Here is a 16691-nt window from a genome sequence, read left to right as displayed (position 1 = left end):
CTTTTGCATTCTGGAGCTTGGGAAGGCTCAGCCGCCGCCGGCCCAGGGACCATGATGTGCGCCGGGCGCGTCGATGCGCTCGAAGCCATGCGCGCCAAAATAATCGCGCTGCGCCTGGATCAGGTTGGAGGTGCCCCGTCCCTGTCGATAGCTGTCGAAATAGGCGAGGGCCGACGACAGCGCCGGCGTCGGCAGGCCGGCTTCGGCGGCTTGCGCCACGATGCGGCGCAGCGAGGGGTGCGCCTCCTTCATCATCTCGATGAAGGCCGGTGCCATCAAAAGGTTTGCGAGCGCGCCGCTCTTCTCAAAAGCGTCGGCCAGCGTGCCGAGAAACTGCGAGCGGATGATGCAGCCGGCGCGCCAGATCTTGGCGATGGTCGGCATCGGCAGGTTCCAGCCGAACTGTTTCGAGGCTGCGTCCATCACCGCGAACCCTTGCGCATAGGCCGCGATCTTGCCGGCGAACAGCGCCAGTTCCAGGTCATGCAGGACCTTGTCGCGGTTGCCCGAAAACTTCGAGACGCCGCCGGTGCCATAAGCCTTCTCAGCTGCCAGCCGCTCGTCCTTGAGCGATGACAGAATGCGGGCCGAAACGGCGGCCTCGATCGCGGTTGCCGAAACGCCGAGCGTCTGCGCTTCGATCACCGACCATTTGCCGGTGCCCTTCTGGCCGGCACGGTCGAGGATCATCTCGACGATCGGCTTGCCGGTATCGAGATCGTCAGCAGCAAGAACGGTCGCGGTGATCTCGATCAGGTAGGAATTCAGCCGGCCCTTGTTCCATTCGGCAAAAACCGCACCGATTTCCTTGGGCTTCATACCGAGCCCATCGCGCAGCACGCCGTAGATTTCGGCGATCATCTGCATGTCGGCATATTCGATGCCGTTGTGGATGGTCTTGACGAAATGCCCGGCACCCCCGGTGCCGAGCCAGGCAGCACAGGGCTCGCCCTCGAACTTGGCCGAAATGTCGGTGAGGATTTTTTCGACGCGCTTGTAGGAATCTTCCGTGCCGCCGACCATGATCGACGGGCCGTGGCGCGCGCCTTCCTCGCCACCGGAAACGCCCATGCCGATGAAGGTCAGGCCTGATCCCTGGAGTTCGGAAAAGCGCCGGATCGTGTCGCGGAAATTGGCGTTGCCGGCATCGATGATGATGTCGCCCGCCGAAAGCACCTGGCGCAGTGCGGCGATCTGCTCGTCCACCGGCTGGCCCGCCTGCACCATGATGATGACCGGGCGCGGCGGCTGGATCGCCTCGGCGAGTTCGGCCAGCGTCGTGCAGGGCACGATCATCTTGCGCAGGTCGCCGGCCGCCTCGAAGAAGGTGCCGGTGCGGCTGGTGGTGCGGTTGAACACGGCGATCGGGTGGCCGTTTTCGGCGATATTAAGGGCCAGGTTGGAGCCCATGACGCCAAGGCCAATCAGGCCGATTTCGGCTTTTTCCATTTTTTCATCCCGGATTGTTTTTGGTTTGAGAAGTGCCTCACCTTATGGGGCGGATGATCGACCGGCGGGCCGGCCGCGTCAACACGTCACGGCGCGGGTCTGCCCCTGCCATAATGCATGGCAGCGCAGTTTGCTCCCGGCGCAGCGCCGATGTCACTTTGCTGGGCAAGCACGGTTCAGCGCCCGCGCCGCTTGCGGCCGTAGAGTTCCAGCCGATGATGGACGATATCGTAGCCCAGCGCCTCGGCGATTTCGTTCTGCAATTGCTCGATGCGGTCGGACTTGAATTCGATGACGTCGCCCGTGTCGAGATCGATCAAATGGTCGTGATGCTCGCCGCTGGCCTGTTCGAAGCGCGAGGGCCCGCCCTCGAAGGCGTGGCGGTGAATGGCTCCCAGGCCTTCCAGCACCTTCATCGTGCGATAGACGGTGGACAGCGAGATGCCGGAATCGATCTCGGCCGCACGCCGGAAGATTTCCAGCGCGTCGGGGTGGTCATCTGTCGCCGTCAATATCTCCACGATGATGCGGCGCGGGCGGGTGATCCTGATCCCTGCCTTGCGCAGCATTTTTTCGTAGTCGGGCTTCTGATTCTTCTGCTTTGCCATGCTCGGAATATGCGCCAGATGACACCCAGTTGCAAAGAACTAAGAGCCGGCCGCGGGAAAGCGGACCTCGGATACCACAGGCGAACCGGCTGGTTTTGACCATACGGTCAAAAGTTAGCTGCATTGGGTCGCTTTCTTCGCTATTACGGCTCACGGGACTCGTGAAGCGTCACTTCACGAGCTATCCTCTGCGAAAAGTGTGGAGTGAAAGGGGAGGTGATGAGCAGCAAGTTTCTTGAGGCCGATCTCGGTGCCGAAGAGTCCCAGGGGCTCAAGGTGACTTCGTTGCCGACGCGCGTTGCCGCCAACACGCCCGCCACGCACGGCATCGCCCGCAACCCCGGCATGGCGCTCGATCTCGGCTTTCTCGAATCCATGCGCAACGTCAACCGCTCGGCACTGGAGCGCCGCGTTGCCTCGCTCACCAAGCGCCGCTCGATCAAGGCCGACAACCAGGCGGCCTGGCTGTTGCGTTCCATTGCCTGCATGGACCTGACCACGCTGAATTCGAACGATACCGACGAGCGCGTGCGCCGGCTTTGCGCCAAGGCGATCAACCCGCTGCGCCGCGACATTGCAGAAGGCCTCGGCCTCGGCGACACGGTTATCCGGCCTGCCGCCGTCTGCGTCTACCACCCCTTCGTCGCCACGGCTGTTGAAGCCGTGAAAGGCACCGGCATTCATGTCGCCGCCGTCTCCACCGCCTTCCCGCATGGACTTGCGCCGCTCGCCACCCGGCTTCAGGAAATCGAGGCCTCGGTGCAGGACGGCGCAAATGAGATCGACGTGGTCATTCCGCGCGGGCTGGTGTTCGGCGCCAAATGGCAGGAGCTTTACGACGAGATCGTCGCCATGCGCGCCGCCTGCGGCGAGGCGCATCTCAAGGTCATCCTCGGTACCGGCGATCTGGCGACCTTGCGCAATGTCATGCTCGCCTCGATGGTGGCGATGATGGCGGGCGCGGATTTCGTGAAGACCTCGACCGGCAAGGAAAGCGTCAACGCCACGCTGCCGGTCGGGCTTGCCATGGTGCGCTCGATCCGCGCCTATTTCGAGCACACCGGTTATCTCATCGGCTTCAAGCCGGCGGGCGGCATTTCCACCGCCAAAGTCTCGCTCGACTGGCTGGTGCTGATGAAGGAAGAGCTTGGCCGGCCATGGCTGGAGCCCGAGCTTTTCCGCTTCGGGGCGTCGAGCCTGCTGACCGACATAGAGCGTCAGCTTGAGCATCATCTGACCGGCCGCTACTCGGCCAATCATCGCCACGCGATGGCGTGACGGCAAAGAATTCGGGAGATTTTTCGATGAACATTCTCGAACGCTACGCCGCGATGGAATATGACGCGGCCCCAGAGGCCCGCAACGAGGCCGACGCCTGGCTTGCTGGGCGCGATTTCGGCAAGGCGCTGTTCATCGGCGGCGAGTGGAAGGCGGCGGCAGGCGGCAAGACCTTCGAGACCAGCGAACCCGCAACCGGCAAGCTGCTGGCAAAAATCTCCGACGCGGGTGACGCCGATATTGACACGGCAGTCGCCGCCGCCGCCAAGGCGCTGCCGAAATGGAGTGCGCAGTCCGGCTACGCCAGAGCCAAGGTGCTTTACGCCATCGGCCGCGCCATGCAGCGCCACCAGCGGCTGTTTGCGGTGCTGGAATCGATCGACAACGGCAAGCCGATCCGCGAGAGCCGCGACATCGACGTGCCGCTGGCGATCCGCCATTTCATCCATCATGCCGGCTGGGCGCAGTCGCTCGACAAGGAGTTCCCGGATCACAGGCCGGTCGGCGTCGTTGGCCAGATCATCCCGTGGAATTTCCCGCTGCTGATGCTGGCGTGGAAGATCGCGCCCGCTCTCGCCGCCGGCTGCACCGTGGTGCTGAAGCCTGCCGAATACACGCCGCTGACGGCCATTCTGTTTGCCGAGATTTGCGAGCGCGCCGGCGTGCCGAAGGGCGTCGTCAACATCGTGCCCGGCGGGCCGGACGCCGGTGCGGCGATCGTCAATCATCCGGGCGTGCAGAAAATCGCCTTCACCGGCTCGTCGGAAGTCGGCAAGATCATCCGCAAGGCGACTGCTGGTTCCGGCAAGAAGCTGTCGCTGGAGCTTGGCGGCAAGTCTGCCTTCATCGTCTTCGAGGATGCGGATCTCGACAGCGCGGTCGAAGGTCTGGTCGATGGCATCTGGTTCAACCAGGGCCAGGTCTGCTGCGCCGGATCGCGCCTGCTGGTGCAGGAAGGTATTTCCGACGCCTTCATCGCCAAGGTCAAGACGCGCATGGGCCGTCTGCGCGTCGGCAGCCCGCTCGACAAGAACACCGATATCGGTCCGCTGGTCGACAAGACCCAGCTTGACCGGGTGAGCGGACTGGTGGCCGAGGGCGCGAAACAGGGCGCCGAATGCTGGCAGCCGGACTGCCCGCTGCCTTCGACGGGCTATTTCTATCTGCCGACGCTGGCGACCGGTGTTTCGCCGGCTAATATCCTTGCTCTGGAAGAAGTATTCGGGCCGGTTCTGGCGGCTATGACCTTCCGCTCGACGGAGGAAGCGATCGAGCTTGCCAACAACACGCGTTACGGCCTCGCGGCCTCGGTGTGGAGCGAAAACATCAACCTCGCGCTGCATGCAGCCCCGCAGATCAAGGCGGGCGTGATCTGGGTCAACGGCACCAACATGTTCGACGCCGCATGCGGCTTCGGCGGCTACCGCGAAAGCGGCTTCGGCCGCGAGGGTGGCCGCGAAGGCATGTTTGAATATCTGGCGGCAAAGCTGCCGCTGGGCTCAGTGATCAAGCCGGCGGTGACGGAAAAAGTCACCGAGCGCGCGGAAGCCGATGGCATCGGCATCGACCGCACGGCAAAGCTGTTCATCGGCGGCAAGCAGGTGCGGCCGGACGGCAATTATTCGCTCGCAGTCGCCGACAAGAAGGGAAAACTTGCCGGCGAAGTCGGGCTCGGCAGCCGCAAGGACATTCGCGATGCGGTGTCGGCAGCGCGGGGCGCCAAGGCCTGGGCCGAGGCCACCGGCTACAACCGCAGCCAGGTGCTTTATTTCCTCGCCGAAAATCTCGCCGCCCGCGCGGACGAATTCGCAGCGCGGCTGGTGCAACTTACCGGCGCAACCGCCAAGGCGGCGCGCGAGGAGGTCGAGCTTTCGATCGAGCGGCTGTTTTCCTTTGCCGGCATGGCCGATAAGTTCGAAGGACGCGTGCATGCGCCGCCCGCTCGCGCCGTCACACTGGCGCTGCATGAGCCGGTCGGCGTCATCGGCATCGTCGCACCCGACGAGGCGCCGCTGCTCGGCCTGATCTCGCTGGCAGCACCGGCACTTGCCATGGGCAACACGGTGGTGGCCGTGCCGAGCCAGAAGCACGCGCTGCTGGCAACCGACCTCTATCAGGTCATCGAATATTCCGACGTTCCAGGCGGCGCGATCAACATCGTCACCGGCAAGCATGCCGAACTGGCGGCGGTGCTGGCCAAGCATGACGATGTCGACGGACTGTGGTGCGTGGCTGATGCCGACACCTGCAAGCTGGTCGAAGCGGAATCGATCGGCAACCTCAAGCGGGTCTGGACCAGCGGCGGCAAGAATGTCGACTGGCGCTCCGATCTCGTCGCCGGCGATGCCTTCCTGCGCCGCGCCGTCGAGGTGAAGAATGTCTGGGTTCCCTATGGCGACTGAGCGGTTTTCTCATGCGGCAATCGGGCTTGACGCTTCTGGTCTTGTTCTTTACCGATAAATAAACAATTTGATGAGCTGCTCCGCCAGAGGGCGAGCTTTGCGTCGGGAGGAAGCATGACGGGGACATCGGCCGGCAAGAGCGTGGTGATTACGGCTGCGGCGCAGGGCATCGGCCGGGCGACTGCGCTGGCCTTTGCGCGCGAAGGCGCAGCGGTGACCGCCACCGACATCAACGAGACGCTGCTTGCCGAACTCACGCGGGAAACCGGTATCGTGACGCGAAAACTCGACGTGCTCGACGACGCGGCAGTGGAAAAAGCCTTTGCCGAGATCGGCCCGGTCGACGTTCTGTTCAACTGCGCCGGCTTCGTCCATTCGGGCTCCATTCTCGAGATGAAGGACAGCGATCTCGACTTCGCCTTCAACCTCAATGTGCGGGCCATGATCCGAACAATCCGCGCCGTGCTGCCCGGCATGATCGAGCGCGGCGGCGGCGCGATCATCAACATGTCGTCGGTTGCGTCGAGCATAAAGGGCGTGCCGAACCGCTTCGCCTACGGCACCACCAAGGCAGCGGTGATCGGGCTGACCAAGGCGGTCGCCGCCGACCATATCGGCCAGGGCATTCGCTGCAACGCCATCTGCCCCGGCACGGTGGAGAGCCCGTCGCTGGAGGGCCGCATGCGCGCCGGCGGCGATTATGAGGCGGCGCGGGCCGCCTTCATCGCCCGCCAGCCGATGGGCCGACTCGGCACGCCGGATGAAATCGCTGCACTCGCCGTCTATCTTGCCGGCGCCACCTACACCACCGGCCAGGCCTATGCCATCGACGGCGGCTGGACGATCTGATTTTCATTGAAGGAGTTTTGACGTGAAATTGCTGCGCTATGGAGAAGCGGGACGCGAGCGCCCGGGCCTGATCGATGCGGATGGCGTGATCCGCGACCTGTCACAGCATATTGCCGACCTCGGCGGCGAGACCATCGATCCCAAGGAACTCGACCGGCTGGCGCGCATCGACCCGGCTTCGCTGCCCGTGGTCACCGGCAATCCGCGCATCGGCCCCTGCGTGCATGGCACGGGAAAATTCATCTGCATCGGCCTCAACTATTCCGACCACGCCGCCGAGACCGGCGCCACCGTGCCGCCGGAACCGATCATCTTCATGAAGGCGACATCGGCCATTGTCGGTCCGGACGACGATCTGCTGATCCCGCGCGGCTCGGAAAAAACCGACTGGGAAGTGGAACTCGGCGTCGTTATCGGGCGCAAGGCCAAATATGTCTCCGAGGCCGACGCGCTCGACTATGTCGCCGGCTATTGCACGGCCCATGACGTCTCCGAGCGTGCCTTCCAGACCGAACGTTCCGGCCAATGGACCAAGGGCAAGAGCTGCGACACGTTCGGGCCGATCGGTCCGTGGCTGGTGACCAAGGACGAGGTGCCGGACCCGCAGAACCTGAAAATGTGGCTCACCGTCAATGGCGAGAAGGTGCAGGACGGCTCGACCAGGACGATGGTCTACGGCGTGCGCTACCTCGTTTCCTATCTCAGCCAGTTCATGTCGCTGCATCCCGGCGACATCATCTCGACCGGCACGCCGCCCGGCGTCGGCATGGGCATGAAGCCGCCGCGCTACCTCAAGGCCGGCGACGTCGTCGAACTCGGCATCGAAGGCCTTGGGCAGCAGCGGCAGGATGTGAAGGCTGACGCCTGAGCCAAACCCGACCGGAAATCGTCAGCCGGCGATTTCCGGGTCGAGTGTGAACAGCTCCTGCGCCTTGCCGACGCCGCGCAAGGCGTAGCGTCCGACCGAGACGAGTTTTGCCCTTTCCGCCTCCGGCAAGGTGTCTCGAAATGCCGAAGAAAAGAGCGTGCCGCGCCCGGCCGAGCGGCACATCGTCTCGATGCGGCTCGCCTCGTTGACGGCCTGGCCGACCACGGTGAAGTCCAGCCGGTCCTTGCTGCCGATGTTTCCATAGAAGACATCGCCGATATGCAGCCCGAGACAAATGCCGGTGACCGGTTGGTTTTCGGCCGACCGCCGGTTGTTGAGTGCTTCCAGCCTCAGCCGAAGGTCGGCTTCGGCTTGAAGTGCGCAAACGCAGGCATCGGCCGGATCGTCAGCGGTGAAGATAGCCAATATGCCGTCGGCCATCAGCTTCAGCACGTCGCCGCCTGCACCCTGCACTGCCGTAATGACGATTTCCGCATAATCATCCAGAAGCGGAATGAGCTGGTCGGAATCGATCCTCTCCGACAAAGCGGTATAGCCCCGCATGTCGGAGAACCAGATGACGGCGTTTATCCTTTCGACGATGCCGCGCGATATACGGCCCTGCAGGACGCGCTGGCCGGCATCGCGACCGAGATAGGCCTCCACCAGAGACTGGGCGATGCGCGCGAGCGATGTCGATTTGATCGCCAGGCACAGTACGGGAACCAGACGGCGAAGTGCTGCGACATCGGCTTCGCTGAACCCGCCGGCGCGGTCCGTCGTCCAGCGCGACAGGATGCAGTCCAGCTCGCCGATGGCGGCGTCGCGGCCGAACCGGTGTACCATGGCCAGGTAGTCCGTCTGGCCTTCCCGCTGCAAGTCGCTGAAAAGGGAGAAGCCCTCGGTCTCGCCGTCGCAGAGCCGCCGCCGCATTTCGTTCTCGCCGCTCTGAAGCAGCTGGTAGAACGGGCTCTTCTTCCACTCCTCCAGGCCTTCGCCCTGATTGCTCGGGCCGTATTCCACGACCGGCGTTTCAAGCAGCTGGTCGCGCGCCCAGAAGAAAGCCCGGCCTTCATAGACAGGGTGCAGCGTGTCGACGATGGCAACGCTGCGGGAGAGATCGAGCCCGGCCTCGACGCAGCGATCGCAAAAGCCGTGCAGAAGCGCGATCTCGCTGTCACCGGCGAGACCGCGCTGGACGATCCAGTCTGCAAGCTGGTTCAGGCTTTCTTCGTTCATCGACACCGCACCGTTTCAACAGGCAGGATGCAGCGGCCGAAAGCAGCTTTCAAGCCAGCGTCTTGCCTTCCGCGTCGAACCGATAGGTCCGCGCGGGATCGGGCGTGGCATAGAGCGTCGCACCCGGCTCGGCGTCGTAGACGCCGAAGATGCGAATGGTCAACAGGCCGGCCTTTTCCGTGTCGATATAGAGATTGGTGTCGGCGCCGAGATGCTCGGCATGGATGACCGTGCCTTTCCATGTGCCGGATTTGGCGTCGACAGTCAGATGTTCGGGGCGAACGCCGACGGTCTTGGCCTTTGCTTCGCCGAGTCGAGCGCCGTCGATGAAGTTCATCTTGGGCGAGCCGATGAAGCTTGCGACGAATTCATTAGCCGGCGAATTGTAAAGCTCCATCGGCTTGCCGATCTGCTCGATGCGGCCGCCATTCAGCACGACAATCCTGTCGGCCAGCGTCATGGCCTCGACCTGATCATGGGTGACATAGATCATCGTTGCCGACAGCCGCCGGTGAAGCTGCGCGATCTCCAGCCGCGTGTTGACGCGCAGGGCTGCATCCAGATTGGACAAGGGTTCGTCGAAGAGAAACAGTTTTGGTTCGCGCACCACGGCGCGACCGATGGCGACGCGCTGGCGCTGGCCGCCGGAAAGCTCTGCCGGCCGGCGTTCGAGATACGGTTCCAGCGACAGCATCGACGACGCCGTGGCGACGCGGCGCGTGATCTCCTCAGTCGGCGTCTTGGCCTGCTTGAGGCCGAGGCTCATATTGTTGCGCACGGAGAGATGCGGATAGAGCGCATAGGTCTGGAACACCATGGCGATGCCGCGATCGGACGGCGGCACGGCATCGACCTTGCGGCCATCGATCAGCACATTGCCGGAGGTTGCGTCCTCCAGCCCGGCAATGACGCGCAGCAAGGTCGACTTGCCGCAGCCGGAGGGGCCGACGAAAACGACGAACTCGCCGTCGTTCACCTCCAGGTCGATGCCTTTCAGCACGTCGACACTGCCGAAGGATTTTTTGACGTTCTCGATTTTGAGCGAACCCAACTGGTCGTTCCCTTCCGTTTCCTACAGCGTAACAGCGCGGCCGGTGCGCACACTTTCATCCGCCGCGAGGCAGACGGCGAGCGATTTCACGGCGTCACTCATATGGCGGGTGAGGTCGATGTCCTCGCGGACGGCCTTCAGCAGAAAGGCTTGCTCCAGGTCGCACAGATCCTGATGGCCGGGCTCGCCGCTCATCGACAGGTTCTGGTCCGGCGCTGCAAAGCGGCCGTCCTTGCCGGTGGCGGCGTGGTGCACGCGGATCATATTGGTCTTGGTATGGGCATCGACATCGTCGGATTTTGCTTTCTCATCCATGACGATCGAGACGCAGCCATTGGGCGAGATGACATCCTTCACGAAGAAGGCGGTTTCGGAAATCATCGGCCCCCAGCCCGCCTCGTACCAGCCGACCGAACCGTCGTCGAACAGCACCTGCAGATGGCCGTAATTATACATGTCGGAGGCGATCTCGTTGGACAGGCGCACGCCCATGCCGCGTACTTCGACCGGCCTGGCATCGGTGATCTGGCACATGACGTCGAGATAATGCACGCCGCAATCGACGATGGGCGAGGTCGTCTTCATCAGCTGCTTGTGGGTTTCCCAGGTGTGGCCGCTCGACTGCTGGTTCAGGTTCATGCGGAAGACATAGGGCCCGCCAAGCTTGCGCGCCTCGGCGATCAGCCTGATCCATGAGGGGTGATGGCGCAGGATGTAGCCAATCACCAGTTTTTTGCCGTTGGCCTTGGCCGCCGCCACGACGCGCTCGGCATCGGCAACGGTCGTTGCCAGCGGCTTTTCGACGAAGACGTGGCAGCCGGCTTCGAGGGCAGCGACTGCGTAATCGGCGTGGCTGTCGGAATAGGTGTTGATCGAGGCGACGTCCGGCTTCAGCTCGCGCAGCGTGTCCTCGAAGGAACGGCGGATTTCATAGCCCGACAGTTCCGCCGGCAGCGGCACATCCGAGCGGTTGACCAGCGATGCGATCTCGAAGCCGGGATTGTTGTGATAGGCCAGCGCATGGCTGCGGCCCATATTGCCGAGCCCGGCAACGACGACGCGCAGGGGCTTTTCACTGGACGCACTCACTTGACGGCTCCCGAGGTGATGCCGCGGATCAATTGCCGCGAGAAGATGAGGTAGAGCACCAGCACCGGCAGGATCGCCAGTGAAAGCGCTGCCAGCACGGCATTCCAGTTGGTGACGTATTGGCCGATGAAGAGCTGCGCGCCGAGCGTCACCGTCTTGGTCGCCTCCGAGGGCGCCAGGATCAGCGGGAACCACAGATCGTTCCAGATCGGGATCATGGTGAAGACGGCAACGGTCGCCATGGCCGGACGCACAAGCGGCAGGACGAGGCGGAAGAAGATGCGGTATTCGCTGAGCCCGTCGATGCGGCCGGCATTCTTCAAATCGTCGGACACCTGCTTCATGAATTCGGACAGGATGAACACGCAGAGCGGCAGGCCTTGCGCGGTATAGACGAGGATCAGCGCCGTCAGCGTGTTGACCAGCCCGCTCGCCACCATCAGCTGCAGGATCGCGACGGTGCCGAGACGGATCGGGATCATGATGCCGAGCGCCAGGTAGAGCCCCATCAGCGTATTGCCCTTGAAGCGGTACTCGGCGAGCGCGAAGGCCGCCATCGCGCCGAACAGCAGCACGAAGAACAGCGAGGCGACGGTGACGATGAAGCTGTTCTGGAAATAGAGGAAGAAATCGCCTTGCGCCAGAACGGTGGTGTAGCCGACGAGATCGAAGGTCTCGGGCGTCGGCGGCGACAATGGCGTGCGGAAGATCGCATTGCGCGACTTCATCGAGTTGATGATGATCACCACGACCGGAAACAGCGCGATCACCGTATAGGCGATCAGCACCGCGTGGGCGGCGATGGTGCGGGGGAGGGAGTGTGTTGCCTTGCTCATCGCGCCGCCCTCAGAACTGATACCGACGCAGGCGCGTCTGGATGGCGAAGAGGTAGAGGCAGACGCCGGTGAGGATGATGAAGAACATCATCGAGGCGATGGTCGAGCCCATATAGGGGTCGCCCGTCTGCAACTGGAAACCGAAGAAGGTGCGGTATAGGAAGGTGCCGAGAATATCGGTCGCATAGTTCGGACCGGCGAGCGCGCCTTGCGCCGAATAGATCAGGTCGAAGGCATTGAAATTGCCGACGAAGGTCAGCACCGAAATGATGCCGATCGAAGGCAGGATCAGCGGCAGCTTTATCTTCCAGAACTGCGACATGCCGGTGATGCCGTCGCATTCGGCGGCCTCGATCACCTCGTCTGGAATCGACAGCAGGGCGGCATAGATCAGCATCATCGGGATGCCGACGAATTGCCACACGGATATCAGGCCGAGCGTGGTCAGCGCATATTCCTCCTTGCCGAGCCACGGCACGAACAGGCTCTTCAGGCCGACGAGGTCGAGCAGGTTCGGCGCCACGCCCCAGAGCGGGCTGAGGATCAGCTTCCAGGCAAAGCCGACGATGACGAAGGACAGCACGGTCGGGATGAAGATCGCGGTGCGGTAGAAAGCCGAAAAGCGCAGTTTCGGGCTGGAAAGCAGGGCTGCCAGCGCGATGCCGATCGGGTTCTGCACCAGCATGTGGATGATGAAGAACCAGGTGTTGTTCCACAGCGCATTCCAGAAGGTAGCCGACCAGCGCGGGTCGAAGAACAGCCGGCGGAAATTGTCGAGCCCGGCAAAGATGCGGGACTGGTGGCCGTCGGCAGTGAACAGCGATAGCTGCAGCGTGCCGAACAGCGGCAGGATCATGAACGCCGTATAGACAAGCACCGCCGGCGCCAGGAAAACGGCGATATGCCAGCGTGTGGGGCTACGGTCAGTCATGCCCTGCAGTTCCTTCGATCACCTTAAGGACGAAATCTGAAATATCGGGAATCGACCCCCGAATGGCCACTTCCTTGATGCTGTCAGGCGTGCATTTGGCGCGCCGGTGCCGCCACACTTGGTAATCCGTCTCAGGTAGGGCCGCAAAAGTCGCGTATCCGCGGCGCACGGCGTTGTAGTTTGTGTTCCCCGAGTTAATCGGCACGATCTCCATGTAATCACCATACGCCTGTGCGAGCCGTTCAGTATCCAGTTCCAGTATGTCCTTCGCGGTGCCTCTGTTCATAACGGAGCCGATTAGTTGTCTGAGTGGTTTGCCGGCTACGAAGAAGAGAACGCGACTGTTGAGCATCTCAAGCCAATCGCCAGATGTTAGGCCGTCGTCGAGAACATTGGCTAATTTGCCTTCATGAAGAGGGGCATTGTCGTTGATGATAACCCGCCCACGTTTTGGGTGATCTAGCGCAACCGCGCGAGGGCGTCGGCGCGTCATCAGTTCCAACCTTTTCCCCGCAGACACTTCCCAGCGTTCAAGTATGTCTCGGGTCGAATAGAGACCGTGATCAAGGATACTTCGAGCAGCTCCCGCCGCTGTCACATGAAAAAGTTTGGGGTGGCGCGTCGCCAGCTCTTGCGGTGTCATCTAGTTCGACTGGTTGTTAGAAGCCGGGCCGCGCATGATGCGCGACCCGACCTGCTGCCTGAGCCTTATTTTGCCGGCTTGTACCAGCTGTCGAGACCGTCCTGCAGCTTCTTGGCTGCCACATCGGGCGTATCGGTGCCGTTGATGACGTTTGCCGATTCGACCCAGGTCTCGTTTTCGAGGTTCGGCGTGCCGCGCGACAGGATCTGGTAGGTCGAGCGGATCGTCGGCTTGCACTTCTCGCGCCAGGACACGAATTCCTGCGCCAGCGGATCTTCCATCTTCACCGGCGTTGAGGACAGGCTGAAGAAGCCCGGCAGCGCGTTGGCGTAGATGGTGGCGAACTCGGGCGAAGCGACCCAGGACAGGAATTTCTTCGCTGCTTCGGGGTTCTTGCTCTTGGCGTTCATGCCGATGCCGATGTCGTTGTGGTCGGAGATGTAGCAGGTGTCGCCGGCCTTGCGCACCGGCGGCGGGAAGGCGCCCATCTTGAATTGGGCCTGCGTGTTGAACACCGAGATTTCCCACGAGCCGGCCGGGTAGATCGCAGCGCGGCCGAGCGTGAACAGGTTCTGGCTGTCCGGATAGCTCTGCGCCTCGAAACCGTCGCCGAGATAAGGCTTCCACTTGGCAAGCGTCGCATAGGGCTCGACCCAGTCCGGATCGGTCAGCTTCTGGTCGCCCTTGATCAGCGCCAGGCGGCCTTCCTCACCCTTCCAGTAGGTCGGGCCGATGTTCTGGTAGCCCATGGTCGCGGCTTCCCAGAGATCCTTGGTACCCATAGCCATCGGGATGTAGGTGCCGTCGGCCTTGATCTTCTCGAGCGCTGCGAAGAATTCTTCCTCGGTTGCCGGCGGCTTGATGCCGAGCTTGTCGAAGGCTTCCTGATTGTAGATGAAGCCGTGGATGACGGATGCCATCGGCACGCAGAAGGTCGCCTTGCCGTCGTCGGTCGTCCACGCGGACTTGGCGACGTCGGAGAAGTTTTCCATGCCGGGCAGGCTGGCGAGATCGGCAAGCTGGCCCTTGTTGTAGAGTTCGAGCGAGGCATCGAACGGGCGGCAGGTGATGAGGTCGCCGGCGGAACCGGCATCGAGCTTGGCGTTCAGCGCGGCGTTGTATTCGGTCGGCGCGGATGGCGCGAAGGTGACCTTGATGCCGGGATTTGATTTCTCGAAGGCGGGGATGAGCTTTTCCTGCCAGATGGCAAGGTCGTCATTGCGCCAGCTTTCGACTGTAAGCGCGGCATCCTGTGCAGCCGCAAGCCCGGCCGAGCCGAGGATGCTGGTTGCCATCAGAAGCGTGGTTAGTGCCGTACGTTTCATTTCGGTTCTCCCTGTTGACCTGTTCAGGTTCGATTTTGATGAGAGCCCTCGCTCTCCTCCATTCTCGACAAGACGGGCGAAACTCGGCCCGCATTTTCGAGCAGTCTCAATGCTGCGCCGGCATTCGAATGCCGGCGGCAGGCAGGATCGCGTCCGCGTCGGAGGATAGCTGGTGCGTGTTCGCAGGCGCTCGCATTTGCAACGCGCCGGCCCTTTCGTGCACCATTCCGGTACGCGTGTCGGCCATCAAATCTCCTCTCTGGATCGACAATACCAAAAAAATACCACTTGTCCAGCCGCGTTAACGAATTAGCCGAGATGACGATGGGGAAGGTGTATAAAATTGTTATAAATCAATAGGTTTCGCTTCTGTCGTCGTTGCTCGGAAATTAATCCTTGGCTATTGGTATTTTATTGGTATCATGACCGACGAGGAGACTTCACAGTGAATCTGGTGCTCGGGATAGATGGCGGCGGCACAAGCTGCAGGGCCGCATTGGCGACGGCTTCCGGCGACGTCGTCGGCCGCGGCAAGAGCGGCCCGGCCAACATCATGACCGATCTGGACGGCGCCCGCCACAACATCGTCGAGGCGGCGCGGCTGGCCTTCGTCGAGGCGAACTTGGACCCCGGCCACATCCCTGACACGTCGGCAGTGCTCGGCCTCGCCGGCACCAATGTCGGCGGCTACAAGCAGCAGCTCGAAGCGATCCTGCCCTTCCGCCGCAGCCTCGTCGAAAGCGACGCGCTGATCGCCATGAACGGTGCGCTCGGCGACCATGACGGCGCCATCGCCATCATCGGCACCGGCTCGATCTTCATGTCGCGCAAGGGCGACGCCATGCAGACCATCGGCGGCTGGGGTTTTTTGCTCGGCGATCTCGGCGGCGGCGCGCGCATCGGCCGCGACCTGCTGCAGGAAACGCTGCTCGCCCATGATGACATCCGTCCCGGCTCAGCGCTGACGCAGGCGGTGATGAAGAAATTCGCCGGCGATCCGCGCGACATCGTCAAGTTCGGCGCGGCATCGAAACCGGCCGATTTCGGCACTTTCGCACCGATGGTGTTCGACCATGCCGGCAAGGGCGACCCGGTCGCCGCGCGCGTGCTTCAGCGCGCCGTCGGCGATCTCGAGGAAGCGCTGGACGCGCTGAAGCTCGAACCCGGCCAGAGGCTTTGCCTGCTCGGCGGCCTCGCCGGCCTCGTCGCGCCCTATATGTCGGCCCGCTATCAGGCGATGATGCATGCGCCGCTGCAGGACGCACTAGGCGGCGCCGTGACGATGGCGGCGCGGCTGTTCGGCAATGCCGGAGCGCCCGCCCATGCCTGACGTCGCGGAACAGATTTTCTCGACCGTGAAGGCGTCTGCGCGCAACGGTGCGCCGCTCTACCTGCAACTGAAGAAGAGCATCGAGGACGCGGTCCAGCGCGGCGTCATCGGGCCGGGCGATGCCTTGCCCTCCGAACGCGATATCGCGGTGAAAGCCGACGTTTCGCGCGTCACCGTGCGCAAGGCGGTGCAGGATCTGGTCAAGGGCGGCATTCTGGTACAGCGCCACGGCTCCGGCACTTTCGTCGCGCCGCGTGTCGAGCGTGTCGAGCAATCGCTGTCGCGGCTCACCTCCTTCACCGAGGATATGGCCAGGCGCGGCATGGCGGTCACCTCGACCTGGCTCGACCGTGGCGTCTATCCGCCTTCGCCCGACGAGATCATGGTGCTCGGCCTGTCGGCCAAGGAACTGGTCGCCCGCATCAGCCGCCTGCGCATCGCAAACGACACGCCGCTGGCGATCGAACGCGCTTCGCTGTCGGCCACCGTCCTGCCGGACCCGGCAGCCATCGGCTCCTCGCTCTATGCGGTGCTGGAGCGCACGGGAAACCGTCCCGTTCGCGCCGTGCAGCGGATTTCCGCGGCCAATCTCGGCGAAGCGGACGCCAAGCTGCTCGACGTGCCGCCCGGTTCGGCCAGCCTCAACATCGAGCGGATTTCCTATCTGGCGACCGGCAAGGTCATCGAATTCACCCGCTCCATCTATCGCGGCGACGCCTATGACTTCGTCGCCGAACTGCGCCTGGCGGGTTCGGAATAGCATCTCGGAGACTGTAAGTGACTCACACCACCC

16 protein-coding genes are annotated in these 16691 nt (G+C 62.8%); 6 read left to right on the top strand and 10 right to left on the bottom strand.

Annotation, left to right across the window (positions count from 1 at the left end; all coding sequences use genetic code 11):
• Positions 1-27 precede the first annotated feature (27 nt).
• Both gndA and DZG07_RS02090 read right to left on the bottom strand, forming a co-directional pair.
• On the bottom strand, positions 28-1449 hold the full coding sequence (gene gndA, locus DZG07_RS02095; RefSeq protein WP_119813930.1) for an NADP-dependent phosphogluconate dehydrogenase: 1422 nt from the start codon (positions 1447-1449) through the stop codon (positions 28-30).
• A gap of 176 nt (positions 1450-1625) precedes the next feature.
• On the bottom strand, positions 1626-2057 hold the full coding sequence (locus DZG07_RS02090) for a Fur family transcriptional regulator (protein WP_091911590.1): 432 nt from the start codon (positions 2055-2057) through the stop codon (positions 1626-1628).
• A 219-nt stretch (positions 2058-2276) separates the two neighbouring features.
• On the opposite strand from DZG07_RS02090, the gene deoC reads away from it, so the two are divergent.
• The 4 genes from deoC (at position 2277) to DZG07_RS02070 (ending at position 7454) form a co-directional block, all read left to right on the top strand.
• Positions 2277-3335 carry a deoxyribose-phosphate aldolase gene (deoC, locus tag DZG07_RS02085; protein WP_119813928.1) on the top strand — a complete coding sequence of 353 codons (1059 nt, stop codon included), beginning with the start codon at positions 2277-2279 and terminating at the stop codon, positions 3333-3335.
• A 26-nt stretch (positions 3336-3361) separates the two neighbouring features.
• Positions 3362-5737 (top strand): aldehyde dehydrogenase family protein, encoded by a 2376-nt coding sequence (locus tag DZG07_RS02080; protein ID WP_119813927.1) that lies wholly within the window; start codon positions 3362-3364, stop codon positions 5735-5737.
• A 114-nt stretch (positions 5738-5851) separates the two neighbouring features.
• Positions 5852-6586 carry an SDR family oxidoreductase gene (locus DZG07_RS02075; protein WP_119813925.1) on the top strand — a complete coding sequence of 245 codons (735 nt, stop codon included), beginning with the start codon at positions 5852-5854 and terminating at the stop codon, positions 6584-6586.
• 22 nt (positions 6587-6608) lie between these two features.
• Positions 6609-7454 carry a fumarylacetoacetate hydrolase family protein gene (locus DZG07_RS02070; RefSeq protein WP_119813923.1) on the top strand — a complete coding sequence of 282 codons (846 nt, stop codon included), beginning with the start codon at positions 6609-6611 and terminating at the stop codon, positions 7452-7454.
• Between the two features lie 21 nt (positions 7455-7475).
• On the opposite strand, the gene DZG07_RS02065 is transcribed toward DZG07_RS02070, so the two are convergent.
• The 8 genes from DZG07_RS02065 to DZG07_RS23700 all read right to left on the bottom strand — a co-directional run bounded on the left by DZG07_RS02065 (position 7476) and on the right by DZG07_RS23700 (position 14815).
• Complete coding sequence (locus DZG07_RS02065; RefSeq protein ID WP_119821303.1) at positions 7476-8693, bottom strand: adenylate/guanylate cyclase domain-containing protein; 1218 nt, start codon at positions 8691-8693, stop codon at positions 7476-7478.
• 49 nt (positions 8694-8742) lie between these two features.
• The gene (locus tag DZG07_RS02060) at positions 8743-9744 is read right to left on the bottom strand and encodes an ABC transporter ATP-binding protein (protein WP_119813921.1); all 1002 of its coding nucleotides are present in this window, start codon (positions 9742-9744) and stop codon (positions 8743-8745) included.
• 21 nt (positions 9745-9765) lie between these two features.
• Entirely contained in the window at positions 9766-10833 is a 1068-nt protein-coding gene (locus DZG07_RS02055; RefSeq protein ID WP_119813919.1) for a Gfo/Idh/MocA family oxidoreductase, read from the bottom strand.
• Entirely contained in the window at positions 10830-11669 is an 840-nt protein-coding gene (locus tag DZG07_RS02050; RefSeq protein ID WP_119813917.1) for a carbohydrate ABC transporter permease, read from the bottom strand. Before DZG07_RS02050 ends, DZG07_RS02055 begins: the two co-directional genes overlap by 4 nt.
• 10 nt (positions 11670-11679) lie before the next feature.
• A complete protein-coding gene (locus DZG07_RS02045) occupies positions 11680-12600 on the bottom strand; it encodes a sugar ABC transporter permease (protein ID WP_119813915.1) in 921 nt (306 codons plus the stop codon).
• Complete coding sequence (locus DZG07_RS02040) at positions 12593-13243, bottom strand: hypothetical protein (protein ID WP_119813913.1); 651 nt, start codon at positions 13241-13243, stop codon at positions 12593-12595. Before DZG07_RS02040 ends, DZG07_RS02045 begins: the two co-directional genes overlap by 8 nt.
• Before the next feature lie 65 nt (positions 13244-13308).
• A complete protein-coding gene (locus DZG07_RS02035; RefSeq protein ID WP_119813911.1) occupies positions 13309-14568 on the bottom strand; it encodes an ABC transporter substrate-binding protein in 1260 nt (419 codons plus the stop codon).
• A 106-nt stretch (positions 14569-14674) separates the two neighbouring features.
• Complete coding sequence (locus tag DZG07_RS23700) at positions 14675-14815, bottom strand: hypothetical protein (protein ID WP_162931533.1); 141 nt, start codon at positions 14813-14815, stop codon at positions 14675-14677.
• 198 nt (positions 14816-15013) lie between these two features.
• Between DZG07_RS23700 and DZG07_RS02030 the strand changes: the two genes are divergently transcribed.
• Positions 15014-15898 (top strand): BadF/BadG/BcrA/BcrD ATPase family protein, encoded by an 885-nt coding sequence (locus DZG07_RS02030; protein ID WP_119813909.1) that lies wholly within the window; start codon positions 15014-15016, stop codon positions 15896-15898.
• Positions 15891-16658, top strand: coding sequence for a GntR family transcriptional regulator (locus DZG07_RS02025; protein ID WP_091911570.1), 768 nt, complete (start codon positions 15891-15893; stop codon positions 16656-16658). Before DZG07_RS02030 ends, DZG07_RS02025 begins: the two co-directional genes overlap by 8 nt.
• The last annotated feature ends 33 nt before the right edge of the window (positions 16659-16691 follow it).

Source organism: Mesorhizobium sp. DCY119, from assembly GCF_003590645.1.
Classification (GTDB): domain Bacteria; phylum Pseudomonadota; class Alphaproteobacteria; order Rhizobiales; family Rhizobiaceae; genus Mesorhizobium_M.
Note: the sequence above shows the minus strand (reverse complement) of the source record. Positions and strands in the feature narration are given on the sequence as shown.

What these genes read in the sequence shown, in the direction of transcription:
- gndA (WP_119813930.1), bottom strand. Translation starts at nt 1,449, where the DNA reads ATGGAAAAAGCCGAAATCGGCCTGATTGGCCTTGGCGTCATGGGCTCC.
- DZG07_RS02090 (WP_091911590.1), bottom strand. Translation starts at nt 2,057, where the DNA reads ATGGCAAAGCAGAAGAATCAGAAGCCCGACTACGAAAAAATGCTGCGC.
- deoC (WP_119813928.1), top strand. Translation starts at nt 2,277, where the DNA reads ATGAGCAGCAAGTTTCTTGAGGCCGATCTCGGTGCCGAAGAGTCCCAG.
- DZG07_RS02080 (WP_119813927.1), top strand. Translation starts at nt 3,362, where the DNA reads ATGAACATTCTCGAACGCTACGCCGCGATGGAATATGACGCGGCCCCA.
- DZG07_RS02075 (WP_119813925.1), top strand. Translation starts at nt 5,852, where the DNA reads ATGACGGGGACATCGGCCGGCAAGAGCGTGGTGATTACGGCTGCGGCG.
- DZG07_RS02065 (WP_119821303.1), bottom strand. Translation starts at nt 8,693, where the DNA reads ATGAACGAAGAAAGCCTGAACCAGCTTGCAGACTGGATCGTCCAGCGC.
- DZG07_RS02050 (WP_119813917.1), bottom strand. Translation starts at nt 11,669, where the DNA reads ATGAGCAAGGCAACACACTCCCTCCCCCGCACCATCGCCGCCCACGCG.
- DZG07_RS02045 (WP_119813915.1), bottom strand. Translation starts at nt 12,600, where the DNA reads ATGACTGACCGTAGCCCCACACGCTGGCATATCGCCGTTTTCCTGGCG.
- DZG07_RS02040 (WP_119813913.1), bottom strand. Translation starts at nt 13,243, where the DNA reads ATGACACCGCAAGAGCTGGCGACGCGCCACCCCAAACTTTTTCATGTG.
- DZG07_RS02035 (WP_119813911.1), bottom strand. Translation starts at nt 14,568, where the DNA reads ATGAAACGTACGGCACTAACCACGCTTCTGATGGCAACCAGCATCCTC.
- DZG07_RS23700 (WP_162931533.1), bottom strand. Translation starts at nt 14,815, where the DNA reads ATGGCCGACACGCGTACCGGAATGGTGCACGAAAGGGCCGGCGCGTTG.
- DZG07_RS02025 (WP_091911570.1), top strand. Translation starts at nt 15,891, where the DNA reads ATGCCTGACGTCGCGGAACAGATTTTCTCGACCGTGAAGGCGTCTGCG.